Raw genomic sequence first — 22860 nt, 5'->3', positions numbered from 1 at the left:
GAGCCGTGGGAAAAAGGGAAGTGTCTCTGTAACGTTAAAGGCGGTTATGATGGAAGACCATAATTTAATGCAAAGGGTTAAACAGGGGGATAAGAACGCGTTTAATGAACTGCTTGATAAGTATCAGCAGGCGGTTCTTAATTATGCGTACAGGCTTGTCCGCGGCAGGCAGGAAGCTGAAGATATTGCCCAGGAGGTCTTTATTAAAGTTTATAAAGGCGCAGGCAATTATTCCCCTTCGGCAAAATTTACCACCTGGCTGTACAGGATAACTTCAAATACCGCCATTGATTTTATAAGGAAAAAAAAGACAGATGCCGGGCTTGGGGCAAAAAGTATTTATGAAGAAAGCACAGGCGAACACGCGAAAGACTTAAGTGATATCGCCGATACAGCATCTGTTTCCGCTGACCTGCGCGCGGAAAAAAACCAGGCCGAAGAAAATGTAAACACAGCATTGCTGTCTCTTCCTGAAAATCAAAGGATGGCAATGGTGCTGCTGGTATATGAGGATAAGTCCTATAAGGAGATAGCGCAGATATTGTCCGTGTCCGTATCCTCGGTGGAATCGCTTATCTTCCGCGCAAGGGAAGCGCTGAAAAACAAACTTTTAAATAAATAATAAAAACAGTTGACAATTCAAATTTTTTGAATATAATTACTACTATCAAGACCTAAATGGTAGAGATTGACAGGAGAGCAGGATGAAACTTTCAACAAGGACAAGATACGGCACAAGGCTTTTGTTTGAACTTGCGTATAATTACGGCAAAGGGCCGCAGCTGTTAAATGCAATAGCCGCAAAGCAGGATATATCCGAAAAATATTTAAGCAAGATAGTGCTTCAGCTTAAAAGCGCGGGTATAATTACATCGCACCGCGGCGCTAAAGGCGGTTATGAACTGGCAAAAGAACCTTCAAAGATAAATATGCTGCAGGTAATGAATTCACTTGAAGGTAACAGCGCAATGGTTGAATGTGTAAATGACGCCGCATTGTGCGCGAAAAGCAGGCGATGTCCGGCGCGCAGCCTGTGGTGCAAATTGGAAGCGCAGACAGCAAAGATACTTGAAGGCACGACACTTGAAGACCTTGTAAATGACTATAAAACGCTGAATAAAGAAAACGAAGGAACATACTACATCTGATTTAACAGGAGGACATAATGAAGATAGCAGCCGATATTACAAAACTGATAGGCAACACCCCCCTTGTATACATCAATAAAATGAATGAGGGAGGTTACGCAAAGGTGGCGGTAAAACTGGAATTCTTTAACCCGCTGTCCAGCGTAAAGGATAGGATAGGCCTGTCAATGATAGAGGATGCGGAGAAAGCAGGGCGGATAAAAAAGGGATCTGTAATAATAGAACCCACATCGGGAAACACAGGCATCGCGCTTGCGTATGTCTGCGCCGTAAAGGGATACAAACTTATACTGACAATGCCGGAAACAATGAGCGTGGAAAGAAGAAAACTGTTAAAAGCCCTTGGCGCGGAACTTGTTTTAACAGAAGGTGCAAAAGGGATGAAAGGCGCGGTGGACGCGGCGGAAGAACTTGCATCCAAAACTGCCGGCAGTTTTATACCGCAGCAGTTTAAAAATCCGGCTAATCCGGAAATTCATAAAAAGACAACAGGCCCTGAAATATGGAAAGACACAGACGGTAAAGTGGATATATTTGTAGCGGCGGTCGGGACAGGCGGTACGGTCAGCGGCGCCGGCGGGTATTTAAAATCTAAAAACAAAAAAATAAAAGTGGTGGCTGTTGAACCGGAAAAGTCCGCAGTGCTGTCAGGCGAAGCACCCGGGCCGCATAAGATTCAGGGGATAGGGGCAAACTTTATTCCTGAAGTTGTAAACTTAAAGGTAATTGACAGCATTATGAAAGTAAAAGAAGAAGACGCTGGTATGGCGGCGCGCCGGGCCGCAAAAGAGGAAGGGTTATTGATAGGTATTTCCGCGGGCGCGAACCTGCACTGCGCGCTTGAACTGGCAAAACTGCCGGAAAATAAAGGCAAACTGATAGTGACAGTAATGTGCGACACAGGAGAGCGGTATTTAAGCACCTGGCTTTTTGAAGAATAAATTAACAGGGAGGGTAAATATGAGGCGAATGTGTAAGTAGTTGAAATTTTTAAGAGGTGTCATAAAAACAAAACAAAAAAATAAGGAGAAAAATAATGGCAGAAAAAAATTACAGGGCAGAAACAAAGGCGCTTCACGCAGGGCACAAACCCGACAGCGACACAAAGTCAAGGGCGGTGCCTGTTTACAGAACCACGGCTTATGACCTTGGCACAACGGCAAGGGGGGCGGATTTATTCGCGCTTCGCCAGCTTGGAAATATTTACACAAGGTTAATGAACCCCACTACTGATGTTTTGGAGCAGAGGATTGCCGCGCTTGAAGGCGGTGTGGCGGCTATTGCAACCGCGACAGGCACATCCGCAATACATTACGCGCTGATTAACATCTGTAAAATGGGGGATGAAATTGTGTCCGCCAATAACCTTTACGGCGGAACGTATACGATGTTAAATGACATTTTGCCGCAGCACGGGATAAAGACTGTGTTTGTCGGACATAATGATTTTGAGGCGTATGAAAAAGCGATAAATCCCAGAACCCGCGCCATATACGTTGAAACTATCGGCAACCCGGCGCTTGGTGTTACGGATATTGAAGAAGTGTCAAAGATTGCAAAAAAGCACAAGCTGCCGCTTATAGTGGATTCAACATTCACTCCGCCTACGCTTTTAAAGCCAATAGAACACGGGGCGGATATTGTGGTGCATTCGCTTACAAAATGGATAGGCGGGCATGGCACGGTAATGGGCGGCATTGTGGTTGACGCGGGAAAGTTCAACTGGAAAGATGAAAAGTTTGAACTTTTCAACAAGCCGGATGAAAGTTATCACGGTTTAAGGTGGGCGCACGACTTAGGGGAGCTGTCACCGCTGTGTTACGCGCTTAAGTTCCGCTTAACGCCTCTGCGAAATCTTGGCGCGGCGATATCACCGGATAACGCGTGGCAGATTCTGCAGGGAGTGGAAACGCTTGCTTTAAGGATGGAGCGTCACAGTTATAACGGGCTGGAAACGGCAAAGTTCCTTGAAAAGCATCCGGCAGTGGCGTGGGTAAAATATCCCGGCCTTGCTTCACATGAAGATAATAGTGTAGCAAAAAAATATTTAAAGAATGGTTTTGGCGGAATGGTGGTATTCGGCATTAAAGGCGGATACGATGCCGCGGTAAAACTTATCAACAATATCGGGCTGTTTTCGCACGTGGCAAACGTGGGCGACGCGAAGAGCCTTATAATCCACAGCGCAAGTACAACACATTCCCAGTTAACAGAAGAACAGCAGAAGGCAGGCGGAATTACCCCGGATTTAATCAGGCTTTCAATTGGCATTGAGCACATTGACGATATAAAAGAAGCGCTTGATGAAGCGTTAAAGCTGTCCCAAAAATAAGAAATATTTACAAAGCCCTCCTGAATAAGGGGGGCTTTTTTTTTGACCTTAGTATAGTAAAACGGGATGGTTTGAAATGGCCGGATGAATGTTGGCACAGACGGTTTTATCTGATAGAATATATTTGTTTTTAAAATACATTAAACCGGGGGAAAATATGCGTATTAAAAGTTTTTGTTTTGCAGCTGTACTGCTGCTGGCATGTGGTGCAATGGCGGGGGCGGATGATTCAAACGGAAAGCGTTACATTACTGTGACGGGAATGGCGGATGTAAAGGCGGTTCCGGACCAGGTGATAATCAGTTTTGGGGTTAATTCCGAAAGTAAAGAGATAGAAGCGGCAAAAAAAGACAATGACGGCAAAACAAGAAAAATATTTGAAGCCCTAAAACTAAACGGCGTTGATGAAAAAGACATTCAGACGGACAGGATATCAATTCAGCCCAGGTATGATTACAGCGGCAAACAGGTGCTTATCGGATATACGGTGACAAAAAATATTACGGTGCTTTTACGCACACTGGAAAAATATGAGGCGGTGGCAGAAGGGATACTTGGCGCCGGGTCAAACTATCTTAACGGCGTTGAATTTGTTGTTTCAGAAAAAAGAAAATACTCGGACGAAGCAAGGGCGCTTGCTTTAAAAGCCGCACAGGAAAAAGCAAAGGCGATGGCCGCGGCGCTTGGCAGAAGGATAGGAAAACCGCTTGCAATTGAAGAACTGCAGCCGCAGCAGCAGTATTTCCGTGCGGCCGGAAAAATGGCGGCAAACGCGATGATGGACAGCGTCAATGCGGAATCAGAAAGCGGCGGCACGTTATCGGCGGGGACTGTAAAGATATCAGCGGGTGTGATGGTAAAGTTTGAATTAAAATAATAATTTTTTCTGCTGAAGTTAAGCTAAAAAAGAGAGAGTTAAGCTATAAGCAATTAAGCAGAAGCGAAATCTAAACAATGCGCCTTAAAAAGCGCGGCTGCCGGAGCGATTGTTTATAATATGTTTTGACAGACATGGGTTTTTAATGCTGCATCCTGTTTGTGTTCAGGTTTGTAATGTTCCGGTAGGCGCGGGCTTCAGCCCGGGGCAGTTGTAGTTAGTTTAGGTTTATTTTAACAACTAAAATATAAAGAAAATCCGAATATTATCAGATTGTTTATCAGGGAAGTTGACGGTGTAAAAGGCGTTTTTTTTGGAGACGGCGGCGTATTCGGATATTTTTGGAGGGAGATTAATGAGGAAAGATTACAAAATAAAAGAAATACCATTTACCCCTTTATCCGCTCTGTATCCGCAGAAGGAATCATTCGGTTATAAAGAGAGTTATGAATGCGTGTTTGCCCGGTGGGGAAGGCAGATAACGTTAGAAGATGTTAAAAAAGCGCTTATAAAGGTCCTTGATGGAAGCATGGACCCGTGGTGGATGAAAGTTCTTGAGAAAATCAGGGACAAAGCGGCACTGTTGATAGGGTCAAAGGAATTTTATACAAAAGAGAATCAGATGAAATCCGGGGGGCCTGATTCAATTAAACAGGGCGATAAGTTTGGCGGCTTTATGGTTTTTCAGGTTCTGGAAAATGAAGTGATAATGGGGCTGGATGATAAAAACATGGATTTCAGGTTATCTGTATTGCTGGATAAAAACACGGATAAAGCGGGTATTTACAGAATAATAGAGTCAACAACGGTGAAATATAATACATGGTTTGGAAAACTGGAGTTTTTTTTCATCCGTCCCTTTCACAGGCTTATAATAATACCCATGTTTTTTAATCAGCTGATGGTACAGGATGCTTTGGCTGATATAAAAGATAAGGATTAAGTTCGGCAATGGTGGGTGTTATAAAACAATATGATGTTATTGTGGCGGGCGGGGGGCCGGCGGGACTGACTGCCGCGCGTGAAATATCCAAAACAGGATTAAAAACTCTTCTGATAGAAAAAGGTATTATAGGCAGTGCGCCCAGAAGCTGGATAACCTGGTATGACGGGCTTAAAAAAGAAGGTTACGCGGACACAGCCGTTAACAGGATTGACACCCTTACGTTTTCCAGTTTTTTAGGCGGCAAATATGACCTTAAAAAATCAGACTCTGTAATAGTTAACACTAAGAAAATGCTTTTAAAAATGAAAAAAGAAGCGCTTAACTCCGGCGTTGAAGTAAAAGAAAAAGAAGTGTACTTAAGCTGCAGGCAGAAAAGCGGTTCGGTAGGCATCAAAACCTCCAAAGCGTCCTATAGCGGGCGATATTGTGTGGATGCTACCGGCTGGAATTCAAAAAAACAGCGTAAATTAAGCGGCAATATGGCACGTAATGACCACATGGGGTGCTATGCGGTTGAAATGAAATTAAAAGAAAGCATAAAGGATACTTCAAAAGCGCTTATTTTTGACGCGGCTTTTCCGGGTAAAGATTATTTTTGGTTTCTTCCCTATAATAAGCACGACGTTTTAATTGGGTGTTTTTCATTTGAAAAACTGGATAATAAAAGCGGAAAAAGAATGAAAGATTCCCTTAACAAGTATATTAAATTTCTTGGCGTGTCAGGAAAAAGGACAAACATAATATCCGGAAATATTCCACTGATGGAAAGAAAACACTTTAGCAGTGAAAGGATATTTTTTTGCGGCGACAGCGTGTCATCCCCTTTGCCTTCAAGCGGGTTTGGGCTTTTGCGTGCGATGCAGGAGGCAAAGCTGCTTGCTAAATGCATTAATGAAGGGTTTGAAACAGGAAAGATTGAATATGAAAAACATGTAATTGCCGTGAGGTATCCGGGGTATGAACTGCATTACCTTGCCGCGGACATTTTAAAAAATATGAACGACGCCATTTTCAATAAAACTGTCAGCCAGATGAAAATAAACAGCCCGATGTTTATAAGAAGTTTTCTTATAGGTAATGACCTTAGCCTGAAATTTGCGGCGCGGGCGCTTAATGCTATTTTTAAAACTTTTACCCTGCAGGAAATAGCGTCTATGGCAATAAAGCGCGATTACAAGGAATTTCTGCTGCGCGCCGCGCGGGATTACCCCAAGATAGAGCCAAAAAAAATCATAAGCACGTTTTCAAAACTTTTTATGGAATTAAACAGAACGGGGCTTAAAGAATAATAAAAAAGAGGGCAAAAATGACAAAAATTTTGTGTATCGGCACGCTTGTGGTGGATATTTTCGCGGAAGGGCTGGATTCTGTTGTTGGACCCAATACCGGATTTAAATCGCGGATTTCGCACCATCCCGGCGGCAATGTATTAAATGTGTCGGTTGATTTATCAAAACTTGGTATGAAAAACATATACTGCGCAAGTGTAGCCGGGGATGACATGTTCGGGAAGATGCTGACCGGGTATCTTGAAAAACATAAAATTAAAAGTGAAGTTAAAATTATAAAAAACGGGCAGACCGCGAAATGTTTTATTCTTGGGTTTAAAGACAAAAGCAGGGCATTTATCGGCGATAAAGGTTCAAACGACTGTTATACCTCCGGCGAAGTTATTAAACTGATAAAAAGAATTAAACCGGCTGTTTTTTACGCCGGCGAGACTCCGTCAATGCCTAATGTAGAAAGCGGGCTTGACAGTATTTTAAAAACCGCAAAGACATCCGGCGCGATTACTGTCCTGGATTACATTATTTCTTCGGATAAATTCGGCGGCAACCTGCTTAAGTGCGGGAAGTTTACGGATATACTGCACATTAACGATTATGAAGCGCGGCTTATAACAGGCAAAAAAGACGTCAAACAGGCGCTTGATTTTCTGGTAAAGTCAGGTTTTAAGTTTGCTGTTATTACATGCGGCGGTGATAATACTGTCTTCTCCTACAACGGCAAAACATATGAAATGGGAGTGCTGCCTGTTAAGTGCGTTGATTCCACAGGCGCGGGCGACGCATTCACATCGGGGTTAATTGCAAAACTTTCAAAGCTTAAAGGCAAAACCATAAAAGAAAAGATAAAAGATGAAAAAACCCTCCTTGATTTAATATTATTTGCCTCAGCCTGCGGCGCGCTTGCCGTGACGCAGACCGGCTGCACCGGCGGCGTCTCGCTGAAAAAAGCCATGGCGCTTGCCGCAAAGTACAAAAACAGATTATAAGGGCTTTTATATACAAAGCCGCAAAATATGTGTTAATATTATATATATCTTACTTGCGGAGGGAATTATGAAAAAAACAATTGCTGCAATCTACGTTTTTTCGTTAATCATTTTAGTTTCCGCGTGCTCAAGGCATGTATCTCCGGCTGCTGTCACAGAACCGGATATAAATACACCCGTATTAACAGCGGTTCTAACTGCTGCATCCACCGAAACACCTGCGGTTGTGCCGACAGGTTCAATAACAGCCACATCCACTTTGGGGACAGTAACTGTTATCAGCACAAACACCCCGTCTAATACGTTCACGCATACTTATACTCAAACGTATACAAGCACATCCGTTTCAACCGCCACTTTTACCGCTGTCGCCACGGCAACAGGCACAGGCACAAATTACAGGGTGAAAAGCTATACTTTTATTATTGATGACTCTATGCTGGAGCTAAGAAGGATAGAATATGATTTTATTTATGCTGCTGGCGGTGCAATTCAGACAGGGCTTACAGTGGCAACCTATGCGGACGGGCTTCTTGATACCACGGGAAATATTATTTTTGATGATAAAGGAAATACAATAAGTGGAATTGTAAATGACAGTACCGGAGCTTTAAAAAGCAGTTTTACGGGAATTGTTATGTCGGACAAGCTGACGGAAATTCAGTATTATGATAAAGATGGGATTCTTGAAAAGCGGGAAGTTTACCAGAACGATTCAATGGGCAGAAAGACAAGGATTGATTATTATGATGAAAATGGTGTTCTTATGCAGTCTGACGTATTTGAATATAATGCCGCGGGACAGAAAACAAGGGATGCAAGTTATCAGGGAGGTATTCAGAAAGGCGCCACGGAATATTTTTATAATGCAGCGGGTAAGCTTGCAAGAAATAACACATATATGGGGTCAACGCTTTCTACATACACGGTTTATTATTTTGACGCGCTCGGTTTTAATTCCGGGATTGAGGTATTCAGTGCTGCTGACGTACCTATGGGTTATGGGCCGGTCACCTGTGACAGCAGGGGGAATATTCTGTCCGTGATTATTCCTAAAGATTACGGAAGCGGAGATACAAGCACTGAATCAATGGTTTACGCGTATAATGAAGCTGATCTGCCAACTTATATAAAAGTAACTATGGAAAACAGTTTTATGGGAATTGTTATGACTACGGTAACAGAAGGTACAATAGAGTACGAAATGTATTAAAATAATAATAATAGCCGTTCGTAAGGGATGGTTATTTATTTGTTTAAAATAATAATTTTTGGAGGGTTTATGAAACATATATTAACATTGTTTTGTATTGTAATTTTGTCCGTGTTTATAATATCTTCATGTTCCAAAAAAATGGATGTATCAGAGCCGAAATCTGAAATCGGTTCTGTAAATGACGGGGAAATTCCGACGCCGATTCCGACGCCTATTCCCGTATCTTCCACTGCTTTTCTAAAAGTTGACGAATGGGGCGCTCCCGGCGATGAAGACGGTAACTTTAATGCGCCGGAAGGCATTATTGCCGATTCCGTTGACAACATATACATTGTGGACAAGGGAAACAACAGGATACAAAAATTTACTTCAAACGGAGTTTTTGTAAGAAAATGGGGTACTGCCGGAAACGGCAACGGAGAATTTGACGCACCGACGGGAATCGCCGCTGACAGTTCAAATAATATTTATGTTGCGGATACAGGAAATAACAGGATACAAAAATTCACGCAGGATGGTGTTTATGTGGCTCAATGGGGTACTGAAGGGACCGGCGACACTCAGTTTAACGGACCGGTTGATGTGGCGATAGACGGAAATGACAATGTATATATAAGCGACGGTTCCAACGCAAGAATTCTTAAATATACAACCGAAGGTGTCTTTGTGACAAAATGGGAAAGTGAGTCAACGGGGCATCCGCAATTTTCAGCATTAAATAAGAGGCTGGCAATTAATAAAAATAACAATAATGTTTATGTATCCTGTGAACAGTACGCGTACATAATTAATCCTGACGGGGCTCTGCCAGTTAATCCTGTATGGCTGGGCAGTTCTGAAAGTATTGGGTGTGACAGTGACGGTAATGTGGTCCAGGTGATTTCAAATTCCTTAATCTTTAAGGATTTCAGCGGTGAACAGGTGATTTATATGTTTAATGACTGTTTCTCGTGCGAGAATCAGTCGTTTAACGGACTGCAGGATGTGGCGTTTGACAGTCAGGGAAATATGTATCTTACGGATTACCACACGGGGTATAACATAAGCAGGGTTTTAAGGTACGATAAGCAGTAATAAGATAAAAAACCTGCGGAACTATTATAATCTATTTTTGTCATAATTAATCAACTGTTATACCGGGGGCGGTAAAAAACAGGGGGTTTTTATGAAATTCAGAATTTTTACAGTTTTAATACTTATACTTGTTGTGGTATTTTCTTTATCGTGTTCTGATAAAAAAAATCCTGCCGCAGTTACTGATCCTGTGCCTGAAGCAGGCAATTTAAACACCGCCGCACCTTCATCAACGGTAAAAATCATATTCATTCACCACAGCACCGGGCAGCACTGGCTGGAATCATCTTACGGCGGGCTGGCAACCGCGCTTAATACCAACAATTACTTTGTCAGCGATACAAATTATGGCTGGTCTGATCCGGGTTATGACCAGGGGTCTTATACTGATACCGAAGACTGGCCTGACTGGTTCAGGGATGAAGTAATGCCGTACGTCTATGATGAAGACGCAAACAGCTGCTACACAAATACAATTACCGAACCTGCGGGTGAAAATGAAATAATAATGTTTAAGTCGTGCTATCCTAACAGCGAAGTGGAAGGGTCTATTGATGATGAGAAAACGATTTATAATAATATCCTTACATATACGGCGCTGCATACTGATAAACTTTTTATCCTTATCATCCCGCCGCCGGAACAGGTGCTTGAAGACCCGCTTTTAACACGGGAAATATCCAACTGGCTGGCAGACAGGCAAAACGGCTGGCTTAAAAATTACACTCACGGTAACGTCTACGCTTATGATTATTACAATGTGCTGACACACCCTGACAATCACCACATGGTAATTAACAGCGCAGAGCGGCATATTGTGGCCAACAGCCGGAACACGCTGTATTATCCTTCCACAGATAACCATCCAAGCGAGGCAGGCCAGCAGAAAGCCGTGTCTGAATTTGTACCCCTGTTAAACGGCTGGTACAATGAGTGGAAAAACAACTGAAAAATGTTTGCCTTCAAATAATCCTGATGTTATTATGGTGTAATTAAACCATTATCAGGAGGTTTCTATGGCAGGCATAAGTTTTTTTGAGCATAAAGGAAAAAAGATTTTATATGAAGATTATTCCGAAAGCACTCCGGCACAGCTGCCGGGGCTTCTTGCTGAAGCAAAAAAAATAATTACAAGCCGGCCAAAGGGCTCCGTTCTTGCCCTTGTAAATATCAGTAAGACAAAATATGACAGGGCGGCAGTGGCTGCCATGAAAGACTTTGTAAAAGACAATACCCCTTATATAAAAGCTTCCGCTATAATAGGGATGGAAGGCATAACCGAAGTGGTTTTTAAAGGCGTTGTGGCTTTTACCGGAAGAAAAAACCTTGTAGTTTTTAATGACGAGGAAAAAGCAAAAGATTATCTTGCCGCGCTGGAATAAGAATTTGATAAATTCCGGACTATATAAACAGCTTGAATTTATTAAAGAGATAGATAAATTAAAATCAATATTCAGAAAGACTCGCATCCTTGATAACTCCCGCCATGAAAATGACGCGGAACATTCCTACCACCTTGCCATGATGGCGGTCATATTGTCAGGATATTCAAACACCAAAATAGACGTAAATAAAGTCATTAAGATGGTGCTTGTGCACGACCTGCCGGAAATATATTCCGGCGATATAATGGTGTATAACAAAAAACAGGGTGAAATAAGCAAAGAAGATAATGAAGCTGCTGATAAAATATTCGGCATGGTGCCGGCGCCTATGGGTGATGAATTAAAAGCGCTGTGGCGCGAATTTGAGGAAAAGAAAACCCCTGAAGCCAAATTTGCCGCGGCCATAGACAGGCTGGAACCCATAATGCAGAACCACGCCCACAACGGCGGCGCGTGGGTAGAACATAAAATAAGCAAAGAACGGGTGGTTGAAGTAAACAGCCACATTGGAAATGGTTCGGCTGAATTATGGGAATACGCGCGGAATCTTATAGAAGAATGCGCGGATAAAGGTTTTATTAAATGATAAAAGTGGCGGCCGCAATTATTATGAAGGGCGAAAAAGTGCTTATAACAAAGCGCGCCAAAGATGACGCGCACGCTTTAAAGTGGGAATTCCCCGGCGGCAAAGCGGAAAAAGGCGAAACTTTAAAAAAGTGCCTGAAAAGGGAGATAAAAGAAGAACTTAACCTTGAAATAAAGGTGGGGGATTTATTTGAAGTAACCGCCGTGGATAAAATAGAATTGACCTCGTTTTTATGTGAAATAGTATCGGGTGACCTTACTCTTAATGTGCATGAAGATTCTAAATGGGTTAAAATCCCAAACCTTACCCGGTATGATTTTGCGCCCGCGGATATTGGCGCCGTTAAAAAACTGACAGGGTTGAAAAACACAAGACAGGTGTTATAATACATTCATTAATAAAAAAATTAGGAGGCGTAAAAATGGCAGCAGACAGGAAAACAATTACGATTTTACTTTGTTGTGTGGGTTTTTTCGGGCTTGCGGGGCTTCACAGGTTTTATAACGGAAAGATTGTTTCGGGCATAATCTGGCTTTTAACATTTGGATTTGCCGGAATAGGCACGCTTATTGACCTTATCCTTCTGCTTACAAAGAAAAAAATGCTTTTTGATTAATAAAAAGTTTTGATAAAAACGGGCGGCGCGCTTACGTGCGCTCCGCCCGTTTTTTTGTTATAATATGCGTGTTTAAATTTGTTAAATAATAAAAACGGCGGTTTTATGAAAACAATTATTCACATACCCAACAACAAGGCAAAATTAAAACAGTACATAAGCATCCTTAGAAAGAACGGCGGGCTGGTGGAATTTGACAATTACATTTTTGACACATACAGCCTGTTTCACACCACCTACGAATGCGATTCTTCAAAATGCCTTAAACTGAAAGGAAAAAAATATCACGGCTGCTGCTGCACTGATTACACGGTGGATATAGAGCCAAAAGAAAGAAAAAAGCTTGAAAAATTCATAGAAGATAACAAAGAAGAATTCGCGGAAAAATATCCGTGGGTGCTGAAAGAAAAAGTCTTTAAAAAAGATAAAAGCGGTATTTACCTTAATCACAGAAAAGACGGCAGCTGCATGCTCTCCGTTATTAAAGGCAAAGCGCTGTTGTGCCTGGTAGATTTAATATCAATAAATAAGGGTTTAAAACGCACTGAATACAAACCGGCGGTGTGCTATTCGTGGCCGCTTGAAACTATAAAGGTGGATAAAAAAATATTTGTGACCACCATCTGCGGGCATAACGGATATTATCTTTCACAGCAGACCTGCGCGCTTGGATGCGTTTCCGGAAAAATGGATGTGGTGGCGGCGTTTTCACTTGCCGAACAGCTGGAAAAATACCTTGGCAAAAGTGTTGTGCATAAACTGATAGAAGTGTACGCGGAAAAACTTCACGCGGAGAAAAAAGAAAAGAAACAGAAAAGGGGAAAGTAATGGAAAAAATACTGCTTCTTGCTGTAATCGGCGCCGCTGCTTTTGCGGGCGGTATTTTTTACGGCTTTAAAAACGCAGTAAGAACTGTTCTGCCGTCTGACCCGGGCATATCATATATCGGCCGCATTGATTTTACCGATAAAAACGCGCCAAAATTTGACTGGCCGGGAATTGAAATAGCGCTTAACTTTGAAGGCTCATACTGCGCTGTACTGCTTGAAGACGGGGCAAACCATTATAATGTGTTTGTTGACGGAACACGCATGCCGGTTATAACGGCTGACGCTAAAATTAAAAAATATGTCATAGCAAAAAATCTTAACCGCGGGGCGCATTCGGTAATTATCACCAAAAGGACTGAAACATACGACGGTGTAGGTATTTTTAAAGGTTTCATTCTTGATAAGAAAGCAAAAGTTCTGCCCCCGCCTGTTAAGCCCGCAAAGAAAATAGAGTTTATAGGCGATTCGCTTACCGTGGGTTATGGTATAGAAGGCCCTTCTGTTACCTGTGAGGAAGGCAGCGAGAAGAAATACAAGAATAATTTTCTCTCTTTTGCCTCCATCACTTCGCGCGTGCTGGGCGCACAGGCGCATATGATTGCAATATCCGGGCGCGGTGTGGTTAAAAATTATGGGGAATCAAAGATTCCAACAGATAAGCCCATTGGTTATTATTACAAAAAAACCTTAATGAACATAGACACCTCTGAATGGGATTTTAAATCGTGGATACCGGAAATAGTGGTCATTAACCTCGGCACAAATGATTTATCCACGGAGCCAAAGCCGGACAGGGAGCTTTTTGAAAAAGGTTATCTTTCAATCCTGAATACCGTGCGCGGTTATTATCCGCAGGCGGACATATTCTGCGTGGCAGGCCCTGTAATGGGTGAGCCGCTGCCGGAATACATAAAAAACATCATAAAAAGATTTAAAGATAAAAAGACATATTTTGTGACGCTATCATCCGTACCACAGGAACTAATGGGGTGTGACTGGCATCCCAATGTGGAAGCCAACAGAAAGATGGCGGAAGAACTGGTAAAACAGATAAATGAAAAATTAAAGAAATAAAACGTCAGGGGGGAAAACGTGAATGCAAAGATAATAGCGGCGGCAGTATTATTAATTTTGGCTGTACTTTCCGGTTATTGGGTAAGCGGTACAGGCAGGCCGTTAAATACGGTAATTTTTACGGTGCATAAACTGCTTGCGCTTGCAGGGGTTGTGTTTGCCGTACTGGCAGCGGTACAGCTGCAGAAAGGTTTTGATTTAAAAACCGTAATAATAATTCTTATGGCGGCGTCAGGCATATTTGCAGCTGCCTTATTTGCCACCGGTGCTATTTTAAGTTTTGAAAAACCCGCGCATGATGCCGTGCATTTAATACACAGTATCACACCGTATCTTATAGCGGTATCTCTGGCGGCAATGTTCTGGCTGCTGCTGAAAAAATAGGTTATATTTATGGTTCTCTTGACTTTTGGGCGGTATGTAATATAATCCTTCAAAAGAGATAAGGCGGACAAATGTTAAAAAAAGTAAAAAATGCTTTTTTGAAGCTTTTAATAAAACTGGATAACGGTTTTCTGTGCGACGTATGCAGGCTTAACCACCCTTCCACCTGCGCGCACCCGGAGCGCCCCAATTCCAAAAAATGCGTTGATTTTGAACATAAAAGTTTCAGGTAGCGGAGGAAAAAAAGATGCCCACTTATGATTATGAATGCGAAAAATGCGGTGTATTTGAACACAAACAGTCAATTAAAGATGATGCTTTTGAAAAATGCCCCAATTGCGGCGGCAGTAAGATAAAAAGGCTTGTAAGCCGCGGAAGCGGAATAATCTTTAAAGGCAGCGGTTTTTATGAGACCGATTATAAAAGGAAAGAAAACAACATAAAAGAAGGAAGCAAAGAGTCCTGCTCTGCCTGTGAGCATTCAAAAGACGGATCGTGCGGTAAATAACAGGATGAAAAAAACGCGGAATAATGAAAAGTTTAAAGTGGGCAAAAACGCGCTGGGTAAAGACATGGAAATTGATGTGGCGTTTTTTTCCGGAAAAGAGCGCGCTGAAAATGCTGCCGGCGCCGCGGCCGTAAAAAATGAAAAAACAATGAAACCTGTAAACGGAATTTCCGCGGTAATCCTTGCTGCAGGCAAAGGCACAAGGATGAAATCCGATAAAACAAAAGTCCTGCATGAAGTAAGCGGTAAGCCCATGCTGGCGCACGTTATTGACGCGTGCCTTGAAGCGCAGGTCTCTGATATCACCGTTGTAGCCGGCGCCAATATGCAGCAGCTTAAAAGTTTTGCCGCAGCGCGGTATAACGGCATAAATATAAGATTTGTACTGCAGAAAGAACAGCTTGGCACGGCAGACGCCGTAAGTTCGGTAATTAAGGCAAAAATTCCCTTAAAAGACGGGGTAATGATATTAAGCGGGGATACTCCGCTTATAACACCGGATACTGTCAGTTTTCTAATTAAAATGTTTACAAAGAAAAGTGACGGTGGTATAATTGGTGTCTCTTTTGCCGAAAATCCGGCCGGATACGGCAGGATTGTAAGAAACAGCGAAGATTATGTGATGCGAATTGTTGAAGATAAAGACGCCAATGACCGCGAAAAGACAATTAAGGTAATAAACGGCGGTATATATATAATAAGGAAAGACAGCCTTGAAAGAAACCTTGGAAAAATAAAGGTAAACAAGGCAAAAGGCGAGTATTACCTGACTGATATCGCGGCTTTAATGTACGCAGAAGACAGGCCGCTTGTGCCCGTGGATGTCCCTTACAGGGAGCTTGCGGGCGTGAACAGCAGGGCTCAGCTTGCGGAGGCGGCAAAGATTAGAAACAAAAAAGTTCTTGAAAAGCTTTCTGAAAATGGTATAACTATTGTTGATTTTGACACGGTTTACATTGAAGAAGGCGTGGAAATTGGCAGTGATACAACGGTTCACCCCTTTACGGTAATTAAAGCCGGCGTAAAAATCGGCACAGGCTGCAGCATAGGGCCTTCGGCGCATTTAAGGCAGGGCGCTGTAATAGGAAATAACTGCAAGATAGGAAATTTTGTGGAAGTAAAAAACTCCACAATAGGTAATAATACAAATGTCGCGCACTTAAGCTACATAGGCGACTCTGAAATTGGCAGTAACGTCAATATCGGCGCGGGCACCATTACCGCCAATTATGACGGCGTGAAAAAGAACAAAACGGTGATTTTAGACGGCGCGTACGTTGGAAGCAATTCAGTTTTTGTGGCGCCGGTGAAAATAGGAAAGAACGCGGTAATTGGCGCGGGTTCCGTTATAACGGAAAACGTGCCGGATGATTCTCTGGCGATTGCAAGGCCCAGGCAGGAAACAAAAACCGGCTGGGTAAAAAAGAGGAGAAAGACCAAATGAAAAAGGCAAAAAAAGGGCATAGAACAGACAGGATGCTTGTATTTTCAGGGACAAGCAACCTTAACCTTGCAAAAGAGATTGTTAAATACGCGGGCGTGGAACTTGCGGACGCGTTTGTAGGAAGGTTTCCCGAAGGTGAAATAAGGGTAAAAATAAATGACAATGTACGCGGCGCGGATGTATTTGTAATTCAGTCCACCTGCATGCCTACAAATGATAATTTGATGGAACTTCTGGTAATGATGGACGCTTTAAAGCGCGCTTCTGCCGGAAGGATAACAGCTGTACTGCCTTATTACGGTTACGCCAGGCAGGACAGAAAAGACCAGCCCAGGGTGCCTATCACGGCAAAACTTGTGGCAAATGTACTTACAGTAGCCGGTGCGGACAGAATATTGACAATGGACCTGCACGCTGACCAGATACAGGGATTTTTTGACATACCGGTGGACCACCTTCTGGCGGCGCCTGTGTTTATAGATTATTTCAGAAAGATGGTTGAAAAGGATGACTTTGTTGTGGCGGCATCTGACATCGGCGGCGTAAAACGCGCCTGGTACTTTGCCGATAAATTAAACACCCCGATAGCAATTGTTGACAAAAAGAGAAGCGGCCCTGAATCAGTTGAGGCCATGCACATAATAGGCGATGTACAGGGAAAGAATGTAATTATACCGGACGACATGATTGCCACAGGCGGCACGCTTGTGCAGGCGGCAAAGTTCTTAAAGGCAAAAGGCGCGAAAAAAATATACGCATGCATGACGCACGGGATATTTTCCGGACAGGCAGTTGAAAAAATAAATGATTCAGAGATACTGGAAGTGGTGGTTTCAAATACCATTCCCCAGGCAGACCGTGAAAAAGTTAAAAAAATAAAGGTACTGTCAGTCGGAAAGTTATTCGGCGAAGCAATAAAGCGGATACACGACGAGCAGACCATAAGTGAGCTGTTCAGGTAATACACAACCTTGAATACAGCGTAACATTCCGATAGGAGGAGTTTTAAAATGGAAAAAGTAACGATAGAGGCGGAAGTAAGACAGGAAAATGCATCAGTAAAGAAATTGAAAAAAGAAGGAAAGATTCCGGCTGTAATCTACGGCAAGGAAACAAAGACCATGCCGATAGAGATAAGGATTAAGGATATCGAAAAAACGGTTAAGACACTTCAGGAAGGGACTATTCTTATCACTCTGAAGCTTACCGACCACGACAAAAAAGAAGAAAAGACTGTAATCATCAAAGAAGTTTCAAGGCACCCTGTTACGGATGAAATTATTCATGCTGACCTGCACGCTGTAACTGACAATAAAAAAGGCAGGTTTGAAGTGCCCGTGTTTACAACAGGGCTTGCGGAAGGCGTTAAAGCCGGCGGCGTCCTGGAACACATTGCAAGGCACATTAACGTAAAATGTTTCCCGAAAGACCTTCCAAGCAGGATAGACCTTGACGTATCCGCGCTTATGATTAACGACGAAATAAAGGTGTCGGATATTAAGTTAAAAGAAGGCGTGGAAATAATGGATAACCCAAAATTTCCTGTTGTAATTGTTAAGGGAATTAAGGTGGAAGTTGCGGCAGTACCGGGAGCGGCAGTACCGGGCGTTGAAGCGGCAAAAGAACCTGAAGTTATTAAAGGCGCGCCAAAGGCTGAAGAAGCGGCACCGGCAGGAAAAGCGGGAGCAAAAGGCGCACCTGCGGCAAAAGCAGCACCTGCGGCGAAAGCGGCACCTGCACCAAAGAAAAAATAACAATATAAGCCATGAAGCTTATAGCCGGCCTGGGAAACAAGGGAACAGAGTACAAAGGCACAAGGCACAATGTGGGCTTCATGTTCGCGGATTTTCTGGCGTCAAAGCTGGGATTTTCGTTTACAGAGAAAAACAAGTACGCCGCGTATGCGACAAAAAGCATCCGCGGCGTTTCTGTTTTATTTATCAAACCCTTGACATACATGAACCTTTCCGGCGAAGCGGTAAAGTTTTTCGCGGACAAACACAAAATCTCTCCTGAAGACATCCTTATATGCCACGATGATATGGACCTTCCGCTTTTTACGGTTAAACTAAAAAACGGAGGCGGCGACGGCGGGCACAACGGAATTAAATCAATAACAGAAAATCTTGCGACAGACAAATATCCCAGGATAAGGTTTGGCGTGGGAAGGCCGGAAAAAAAGAGTATGGTTGTGGATTATGTGCTTGGTCCGTTTACGGATGATGACACAAAAGAGTTTGAAAAAAAGTTTGATAACCTTCAGGACTTTGTACATAACTTCGCGTCGCTTGGCTACGAAAAATCCGCGGGAAGGTTTAAGGACGTATAAGGGCAGCAGCTCGGAAGCTCAGCGGCTCAGCAGCTCAGAGAAATGATTTAGATCTGGTAGCCGCGTCCCTTTAGGGCGCGTTGTTTAGATTTAAGTTTTATTTATGGGATATGGGATAGATGTTTATGGGATAAAAATAAAATACTGATTCAATATACAAACGGGTAACCGGAAAACAGAGGGGCCAGAGATGGGAACATTCACCAAAGAGGAAAAGTCTGTCATTTTTACTATTCTTATAGGGGCTATAGCGGGAATTCTTATCCTTGCTTTTATCAATCCAAAAACCACAACAATTCAGGCGCAATCTTCCGTAAAACAGCTGCTTGTAAATATTAATCAGGCGCCTGCGGAAGAACTGGTTAAACTTCCGGGAATAGGCCCCTCGTACGCTGATAAAATAATCACTTACAGGAAGGAAAACGGCGGGTTTAAGTCGCCTGAAGAGCTGCAGAAAGTAAAAGGGATAGGCAGTAAGAAATATCTAAAAATAAAAAGGTTTGTTACCGTCCAATGAACAGGCCGTTTCTGGCGCTTATCGCTTTTTTTTCCTGCGGGATAGCAGCCGGCGGATTTGTTAATAATTATTTACCGGCAGTTATAATTATTCTGTGCCTGCTGGCAGCGGGTATTATTATCTTTAAAAAGGGCAGGACGCGGGTGTTTTTAATCACGGCTGCTTGCGGGTTTGTTGTGGTAACTGTCAGTATTTTTCTAACCAACAGCGCGTCGGTTGATGAATATCTTCCGGAGATGAGTGCGTTTACAGTAAGGGTGTCGGGAATGCCGGAGCGCTCCGGCGGCAGGACGTATTTTGACGGCAGTATAACAGGGATAAAAACCGGCAGTAAAAATATTAAAAAAACAAGACTGCGCGCGGCAAAAGTCAGGGTTACTGTTGACGGAAAAGCGAATCTTAAAATTGACCATGGCGACATACTTGAAATAGAAGCCAAACTTAAAAAACCGCAGAAAGCAGCTTATAAAGGCGGGTTTGATTATTCGCTTTATCTTAAACGCATCGGGATATCATATACGGCATACGCGTCTGATTTTAAAGTTGTAAAAATCGGCCGCAAAACAAATATTGTAGGGAATGTCTCTTACGGCGCAAGGGAAAAATTACTGGCGCTTATTTACGCGTACGTACCTGCCCCTCAGGCGGGCATACTGGAAGGGGTAATGCTTGGCAGCAGAAAATCCATCCCTGCCAATGTTTATGATGACTTTAAAAAAACAGGCACAGCCCATATACTTGCCGTGTCAGGGATGAATGCCGGGCTTATTACTGTTTTTGTATTTGTGTTTTTAAAAATTCTAAGGGTAAAGAAAGAACTTTCCGCGTTTATCGCAATTTTCTGCATCTGGTGTTTTGCCCTTATAACCGGAGGTGAAGCATCCATAGTAAGGGCTGCTATAATGGCTTCGTTTATTCTTTTTGGATACGTGATACAGCGCGACGGGGATGCGTTAAATTCGCTGTGCGCGGCGGGATTTTTTATTCTGTTATTTGATTCTCAGGCGCTGTTTGAAGCCGGGTTTCAGCTGTCTTTTCTTGCTGCGTTTGGAATTATATATTTAAATGAGAAGGTCTCCGGATATCTGATTTTTCTGCCTAAGTGGGTATCTGAAACGCTGTCAGCCACAATTACAGCGCAGGTCTTTGTGCTGCCGGTGATGATAAATACATTTAATCAGTTCTCGCTTATCTCTGTATTTGCCAACCTTATCATTGTCCCCCTGTCAGGGTTTGCCACCATACTGGGTTTTGCCATGTGGCTTTTTGGGTCAATTGCGCCGGTTCTTGCGGCGCCGTTTGGAGCCGCGCAGTGGCTGATAATAGAAATTATGACAAAATCATCCGCGATAATGGGGCAGATGCCCTTTGCATCGGTATCATTAAAATCACTGCCGGCTGCGGCGGTGATACTTTATTACATTTATTTTCTGGCGCTTCCGCACGCTGATGTGGAAGTTAAAGTAAAAAAAATTACGTTAAAACATTCTATGATTATAACAGTAATGGCGGTATATATTATTTCGGCTGTGCCGAAAACGGGTTTTGCCGCATCCTACATACCCGCGCAGGGGATAAATTCGGTTTTTTACAGGCTTGAAGACGGCTCCGCCATGCTTGTGCTTGCATGTGATGAAGGCAAAGTATCACAGGGTTTGAAGAATACTGTACTGTCATATCTGCGTTCTAACGGCATTAACAGAATAGACTATGCGGTATTCTATTCCATAAAAGAACAGGCCAATATCAGGGCTATTACCGATAATTTTTCTGTAGGTATCATATACGCTGATGAAGATACCCTTTACATGCCGGACAGCGTGCTTGAAATAGGCGCCGGCAGCCATAATTTTTACGCTGGTAAAAATCTTGTGGGTATTAATCCGGAAGGAGTCACAATTACAGGTATTCAGGAGCACCGCTTTGTAAAAGTTTTAACTCCCATTGCCGCCAAAAGCAAAGGCGGCGTAATCTATATGTGCTATCCCGATAAAGACAGCGTAAGCAAAGTATCTGCGCAAAATAGTTGTATTTACAACGGGTCAAATGCTTCCGCTTTCGGCAGAAAACCGGAACTGCCGGGCGGCTATGACATAGGGGAAAAAGGCGCGATGGAAATACAGTGTAAATAAGAAGATAAAAACCTATTGACGGGTGATAAGGCAGCTGTACTTGGGGGCTTATAGGGTTAAAGCCGCTTTTAAATATAAGTTTTGTTATGTGCTGATTAAGGTGTATAATATTAATACGCAAAATATTTAAAGTAAATCACACCCTTTTGACGGATATACAAGGCGCTCTTTAGCGCTGATAAATGCCAAAATTACGGCGGATGGCATTTAAATACTCTTCCCGGAACACGCAGATTTCCTTAAACTTAAACAATATAAATCAAGTGATTGAGTGTTTTTATAAAAGTCCAATAACGGACAGGTGGAAATAAGTCTGTTAATTGGGTATTTAAATACTCTATAACCCGGGGTTGTGCTGATATAGTTGTTTTAGATAATTGGTGGTTTTAATGGGTGACGGGAATAAATAAAAATCCCGGAGTAAAAGAGAGGTGGTTATGTCATACAATTTACTGCTTGTGGACGACGATGCAGCGTTCAGGTTTGAATTTTGCGACTGTTTTGAAGGATATGATATAACACAGGCCGCAGACGGGGAAGCCGCGCTTAGTATATTGAAAAAACCCAATACTATAGACCTTGTGCTGCTTGATGTAGAAATGCCCGGTATTAAAGGAAATGAAGTGCTTCTGGAAATGAAAAAAATTAAGCCCGATATAAAAATAGTTATGCTTACGGCCAACAGGTCAAAAGATGTGGTCGTGGAAAGCCTTAAGAATAAAGCTGATGAATACATAGAAAAACCGATGAACGTGGAAGAGACAAGGCGGATAATTGTAAAAATGCTGGGTGAAAAGGAATCAAAAGGTATTCCTGACACGGGCAATGTTAAGGCGAAAATAGATAAGGTGAAAAATTTTCTTGAACGTAATTTTGATAAAAAGGTAAGCTTAAAAGAAGCGTCTGATTATGTGGGTTTAAGCGCAAAGTATTTAAGCCGGGTATTTGAAGACCTGGCCGGCACGGGTTTCAGTGATTATAAATCGGCTGTTAAGGTAAAAAAAGCGCGGGAATTATTGAAACAGGGATTTAACGTGAATCAGATATCGGATAAGCTTGCGTACGCGAATGCCGAATCATTTATCAGGACGTTTAAAAAAATAACGGGTTTTACGCCGGCTTTGTTCAGGGACAGGCAGGTTGGGAAAAAAATTATTCATTCCGTGAAAAAGAAAAAAAAATAACCC

26 protein-coding genes are annotated in these 22860 nt (G+C 42.7%); all 26 read left to right on the top strand.

The genetic code is table 11. The annotated features are described in order from the left end of the window. Positions 1-46 precede the first annotated feature (46 nt). Positions 47-622 (top strand): RNA polymerase subunit sigma-24, encoded by a 576-nt coding sequence (locus tag CVV21_05110; protein ID PKL92132.1) that lies wholly within the window; start codon positions 47-49, stop codon positions 620-622. 82 nt (positions 623-704) lie between these two features. Beyond that, positions 705-1148: a hypothetical protein gene (locus tag CVV21_05105; GenBank protein PKL92131.1), complete on the top strand. Its 444-nt coding sequence runs from the start codon at positions 705-707 to the stop codon at positions 1146-1148. A 17-nt stretch (positions 1149-1165) separates the two neighbouring features. Next, the gene (cysK, locus tag CVV21_05100; GenBank protein ID PKL92130.1) at positions 1166-2089 is read left to right on the top strand and encodes a cysteine synthase A; all 924 of its coding nucleotides are present in this window, start codon (positions 1166-1168) and stop codon (positions 2087-2089) included. A 95-nt stretch (positions 2090-2184) separates the two neighbouring features. Then, positions 2185-3480, top strand: a complete 1296-nt coding sequence (locus tag CVV21_05095; GenBank protein ID PKL92129.1) for an O-acetylhomoserine aminocarboxypropyltransferase — start codon at positions 2185-2187, stop codon at positions 3478-3480. Positions 3481-3568: 88 nt separating this feature from the next. Next, on the top strand, positions 3569-4357 hold the full coding sequence (locus CVV21_05090) for a hypothetical protein (protein PKL92128.1): 789 nt from the start codon (positions 3569-3571) through the stop codon (positions 4355-4357). A gap of 355 nt (positions 4358-4712) precedes the next feature. Next, entirely contained in the window at positions 4713-5300 is a 588-nt protein-coding gene (locus tag CVV21_05085) for a hypothetical protein (GenBank protein PKL92127.1), read from the top strand. 8 nt (positions 5301-5308) lie between these two features. After that, on the top strand, positions 5309-6592 hold the full coding sequence (locus CVV21_05080; protein PKL92126.1) for a hypothetical protein: 1284 nt from the start codon (positions 5309-5311) through the stop codon (positions 6590-6592). 17 nt (positions 6593-6609) lie between these two features. Then, a complete protein-coding gene (locus CVV21_05075; GenBank protein PKL92125.1) occupies positions 6610-7578 on the top strand; it encodes a hypothetical protein in 969 nt (322 codons plus the stop codon). Positions 7579-7645: 67 nt separating this feature from the next. Further along, the gene (locus tag CVV21_05070; protein ID PKL92124.1) at positions 7646-8791 is read left to right on the top strand and encodes a hypothetical protein; all 1146 of its coding nucleotides are present in this window, start codon (positions 7646-7648) and stop codon (positions 8789-8791) included. Between the two features lie 27 nt (positions 8792-8818). Further along, complete coding sequence (locus CVV21_05065; GenBank protein ID PKL92123.1) at positions 8819-9868, top strand: hypothetical protein; 1050 nt, start codon at positions 8819-8821, stop codon at positions 9866-9868. Between the two features lie 91 nt (positions 9869-9959). Then, positions 9960-10817, top strand: a complete 858-nt coding sequence (locus CVV21_05060) for a hypothetical protein (GenBank protein ID PKL92122.1) — start codon at positions 9960-9962, stop codon at positions 10815-10817. 67 nt (positions 10818-10884) lie between these two features. Continuing rightward, entirely contained in the window at positions 10885-11250 is a 366-nt protein-coding gene (locus CVV21_05055) for a hypothetical protein (GenBank protein PKL92121.1), read from the top strand. Further along, the gene (locus CVV21_05050) at positions 11207-11839 is read left to right on the top strand and encodes a phosphohydrolase (protein ID PKL92120.1); all 633 of its coding nucleotides are present in this window, start codon (positions 11207-11209) and stop codon (positions 11837-11839) included. Before CVV21_05055 ends, CVV21_05050 begins: the two co-directional genes overlap by 44 nt. Beyond that, entirely contained in the window at positions 11836-12225 is a 390-nt protein-coding gene (locus tag CVV21_05045) for an 8-oxo-dGTP diphosphatase MutT (GenBank protein PKL92119.1), read from the top strand. The genes CVV21_05050 and CVV21_05045 overlap by 4 nt, the downstream gene beginning before the upstream one ends. Before the next feature lie 35 nt (positions 12226-12260). After that, positions 12261-12455, top strand: coding sequence for a hypothetical protein (locus CVV21_05040; GenBank protein ID PKL92118.1), 195 nt, complete (start codon positions 12261-12263; stop codon positions 12453-12455). Between the two features lie 105 nt (positions 12456-12560). Continuing rightward, on the top strand, positions 12561-13283 hold the full coding sequence (locus tag CVV21_05035; protein PKL92117.1) for a hypothetical protein: 723 nt from the start codon (positions 12561-12563) through the stop codon (positions 13281-13283). Next, positions 13283-14359 carry an endoglucanase gene (locus CVV21_05030; GenBank protein PKL92116.1) on the top strand — a complete coding sequence of 359 codons (1077 nt, stop codon included), beginning with the start codon at positions 13283-13285 and terminating at the stop codon, positions 14357-14359. The genes CVV21_05035 and CVV21_05030 overlap by 1 nt, the downstream gene beginning before the upstream one ends. An 18-nt stretch (positions 14360-14377) precedes the next feature. Then, a complete protein-coding gene (locus CVV21_05025) occupies positions 14378-14743 on the top strand; it encodes a hypothetical protein (GenBank protein ID PKL92115.1) in 366 nt (121 codons plus the stop codon). Between the two features lie 247 nt (positions 14744-14990). Continuing rightward, positions 14991-15251 carry an FmdB family transcriptional regulator gene (locus CVV21_05020; protein PKL92114.1) on the top strand — a complete coding sequence of 87 codons (261 nt, stop codon included), beginning with the start codon at positions 14991-14993 and terminating at the stop codon, positions 15249-15251. Positions 15252-15255: 4 nt separating this feature from the next. Continuing rightward, positions 15256-16695: a bifunctional UDP-N-acetylglucosamine diphosphorylase/glucosamine-1-phosphate N-acetyltransferase GlmU gene (gene glmU, locus CVV21_05015; protein ID PKL92113.1), complete on the top strand. Its 1440-nt coding sequence runs from the start codon at positions 15256-15258 to the stop codon at positions 16693-16695. Continuing rightward, on the top strand, positions 16692-17657 hold the full coding sequence (locus CVV21_05010) for a phosphoribosylpyrophosphate synthetase (GenBank protein ID PKL92112.1): 966 nt from the start codon (positions 16692-16694) through the stop codon (positions 17655-17657). Before glmU ends, CVV21_05010 begins: the two co-directional genes overlap by 4 nt. 48 nt (positions 17658-17705) lie before the next feature. Next, a complete protein-coding gene (locus CVV21_05005) occupies positions 17706-18449 on the top strand; it encodes a 50S ribosomal protein L25 (protein ID PKL92111.1) in 744 nt (247 codons plus the stop codon). An 11-nt stretch (positions 18450-18460) separates the two neighbouring features. Continuing rightward, positions 18461-19024, top strand: coding sequence for an aminoacyl-tRNA hydrolase (locus tag CVV21_05000; GenBank protein ID PKL92110.1), 564 nt, complete (start codon positions 18461-18463; stop codon positions 19022-19024). 190 nt (positions 19025-19214) lie between these two features. Then, positions 19215-19541 (top strand): hypothetical protein, encoded by a 327-nt coding sequence (locus CVV21_04995; protein ID PKL92109.1) that lies wholly within the window; start codon positions 19215-19217, stop codon positions 19539-19541. Next, positions 19538-21673 (top strand): hypothetical protein, encoded by a 2136-nt coding sequence (locus CVV21_04990; protein PKL92108.1) that lies wholly within the window; start codon positions 19538-19540, stop codon positions 21671-21673. The genes CVV21_04995 and CVV21_04990 overlap by 4 nt, the downstream gene beginning before the upstream one ends. A 437-nt stretch (positions 21674-22110) precedes the next feature. Next, positions 22111-22857: a hypothetical protein gene (locus CVV21_04985; protein ID PKL92107.1), complete on the top strand. Its 747-nt coding sequence runs from the start codon at positions 22111-22113 to the stop codon at positions 22855-22857. The last annotated feature ends 3 nt before the right edge of the window (positions 22858-22860 follow it).

The sequence above is a fragment of the Candidatus Goldiibacteriota bacterium HGW-Goldbacteria-1 genome (assembly GCA_002839855.1).
Lineage (GTDB): Bacteria > Oederibacteriota > PGYV01 > PGYV01 > PGYV01 > PGYV01.
The sequence above is the reverse complement of the archived record's forward strand: the minus strand, read 5'-3'. Positions and strand labels throughout refer to the sequence as shown.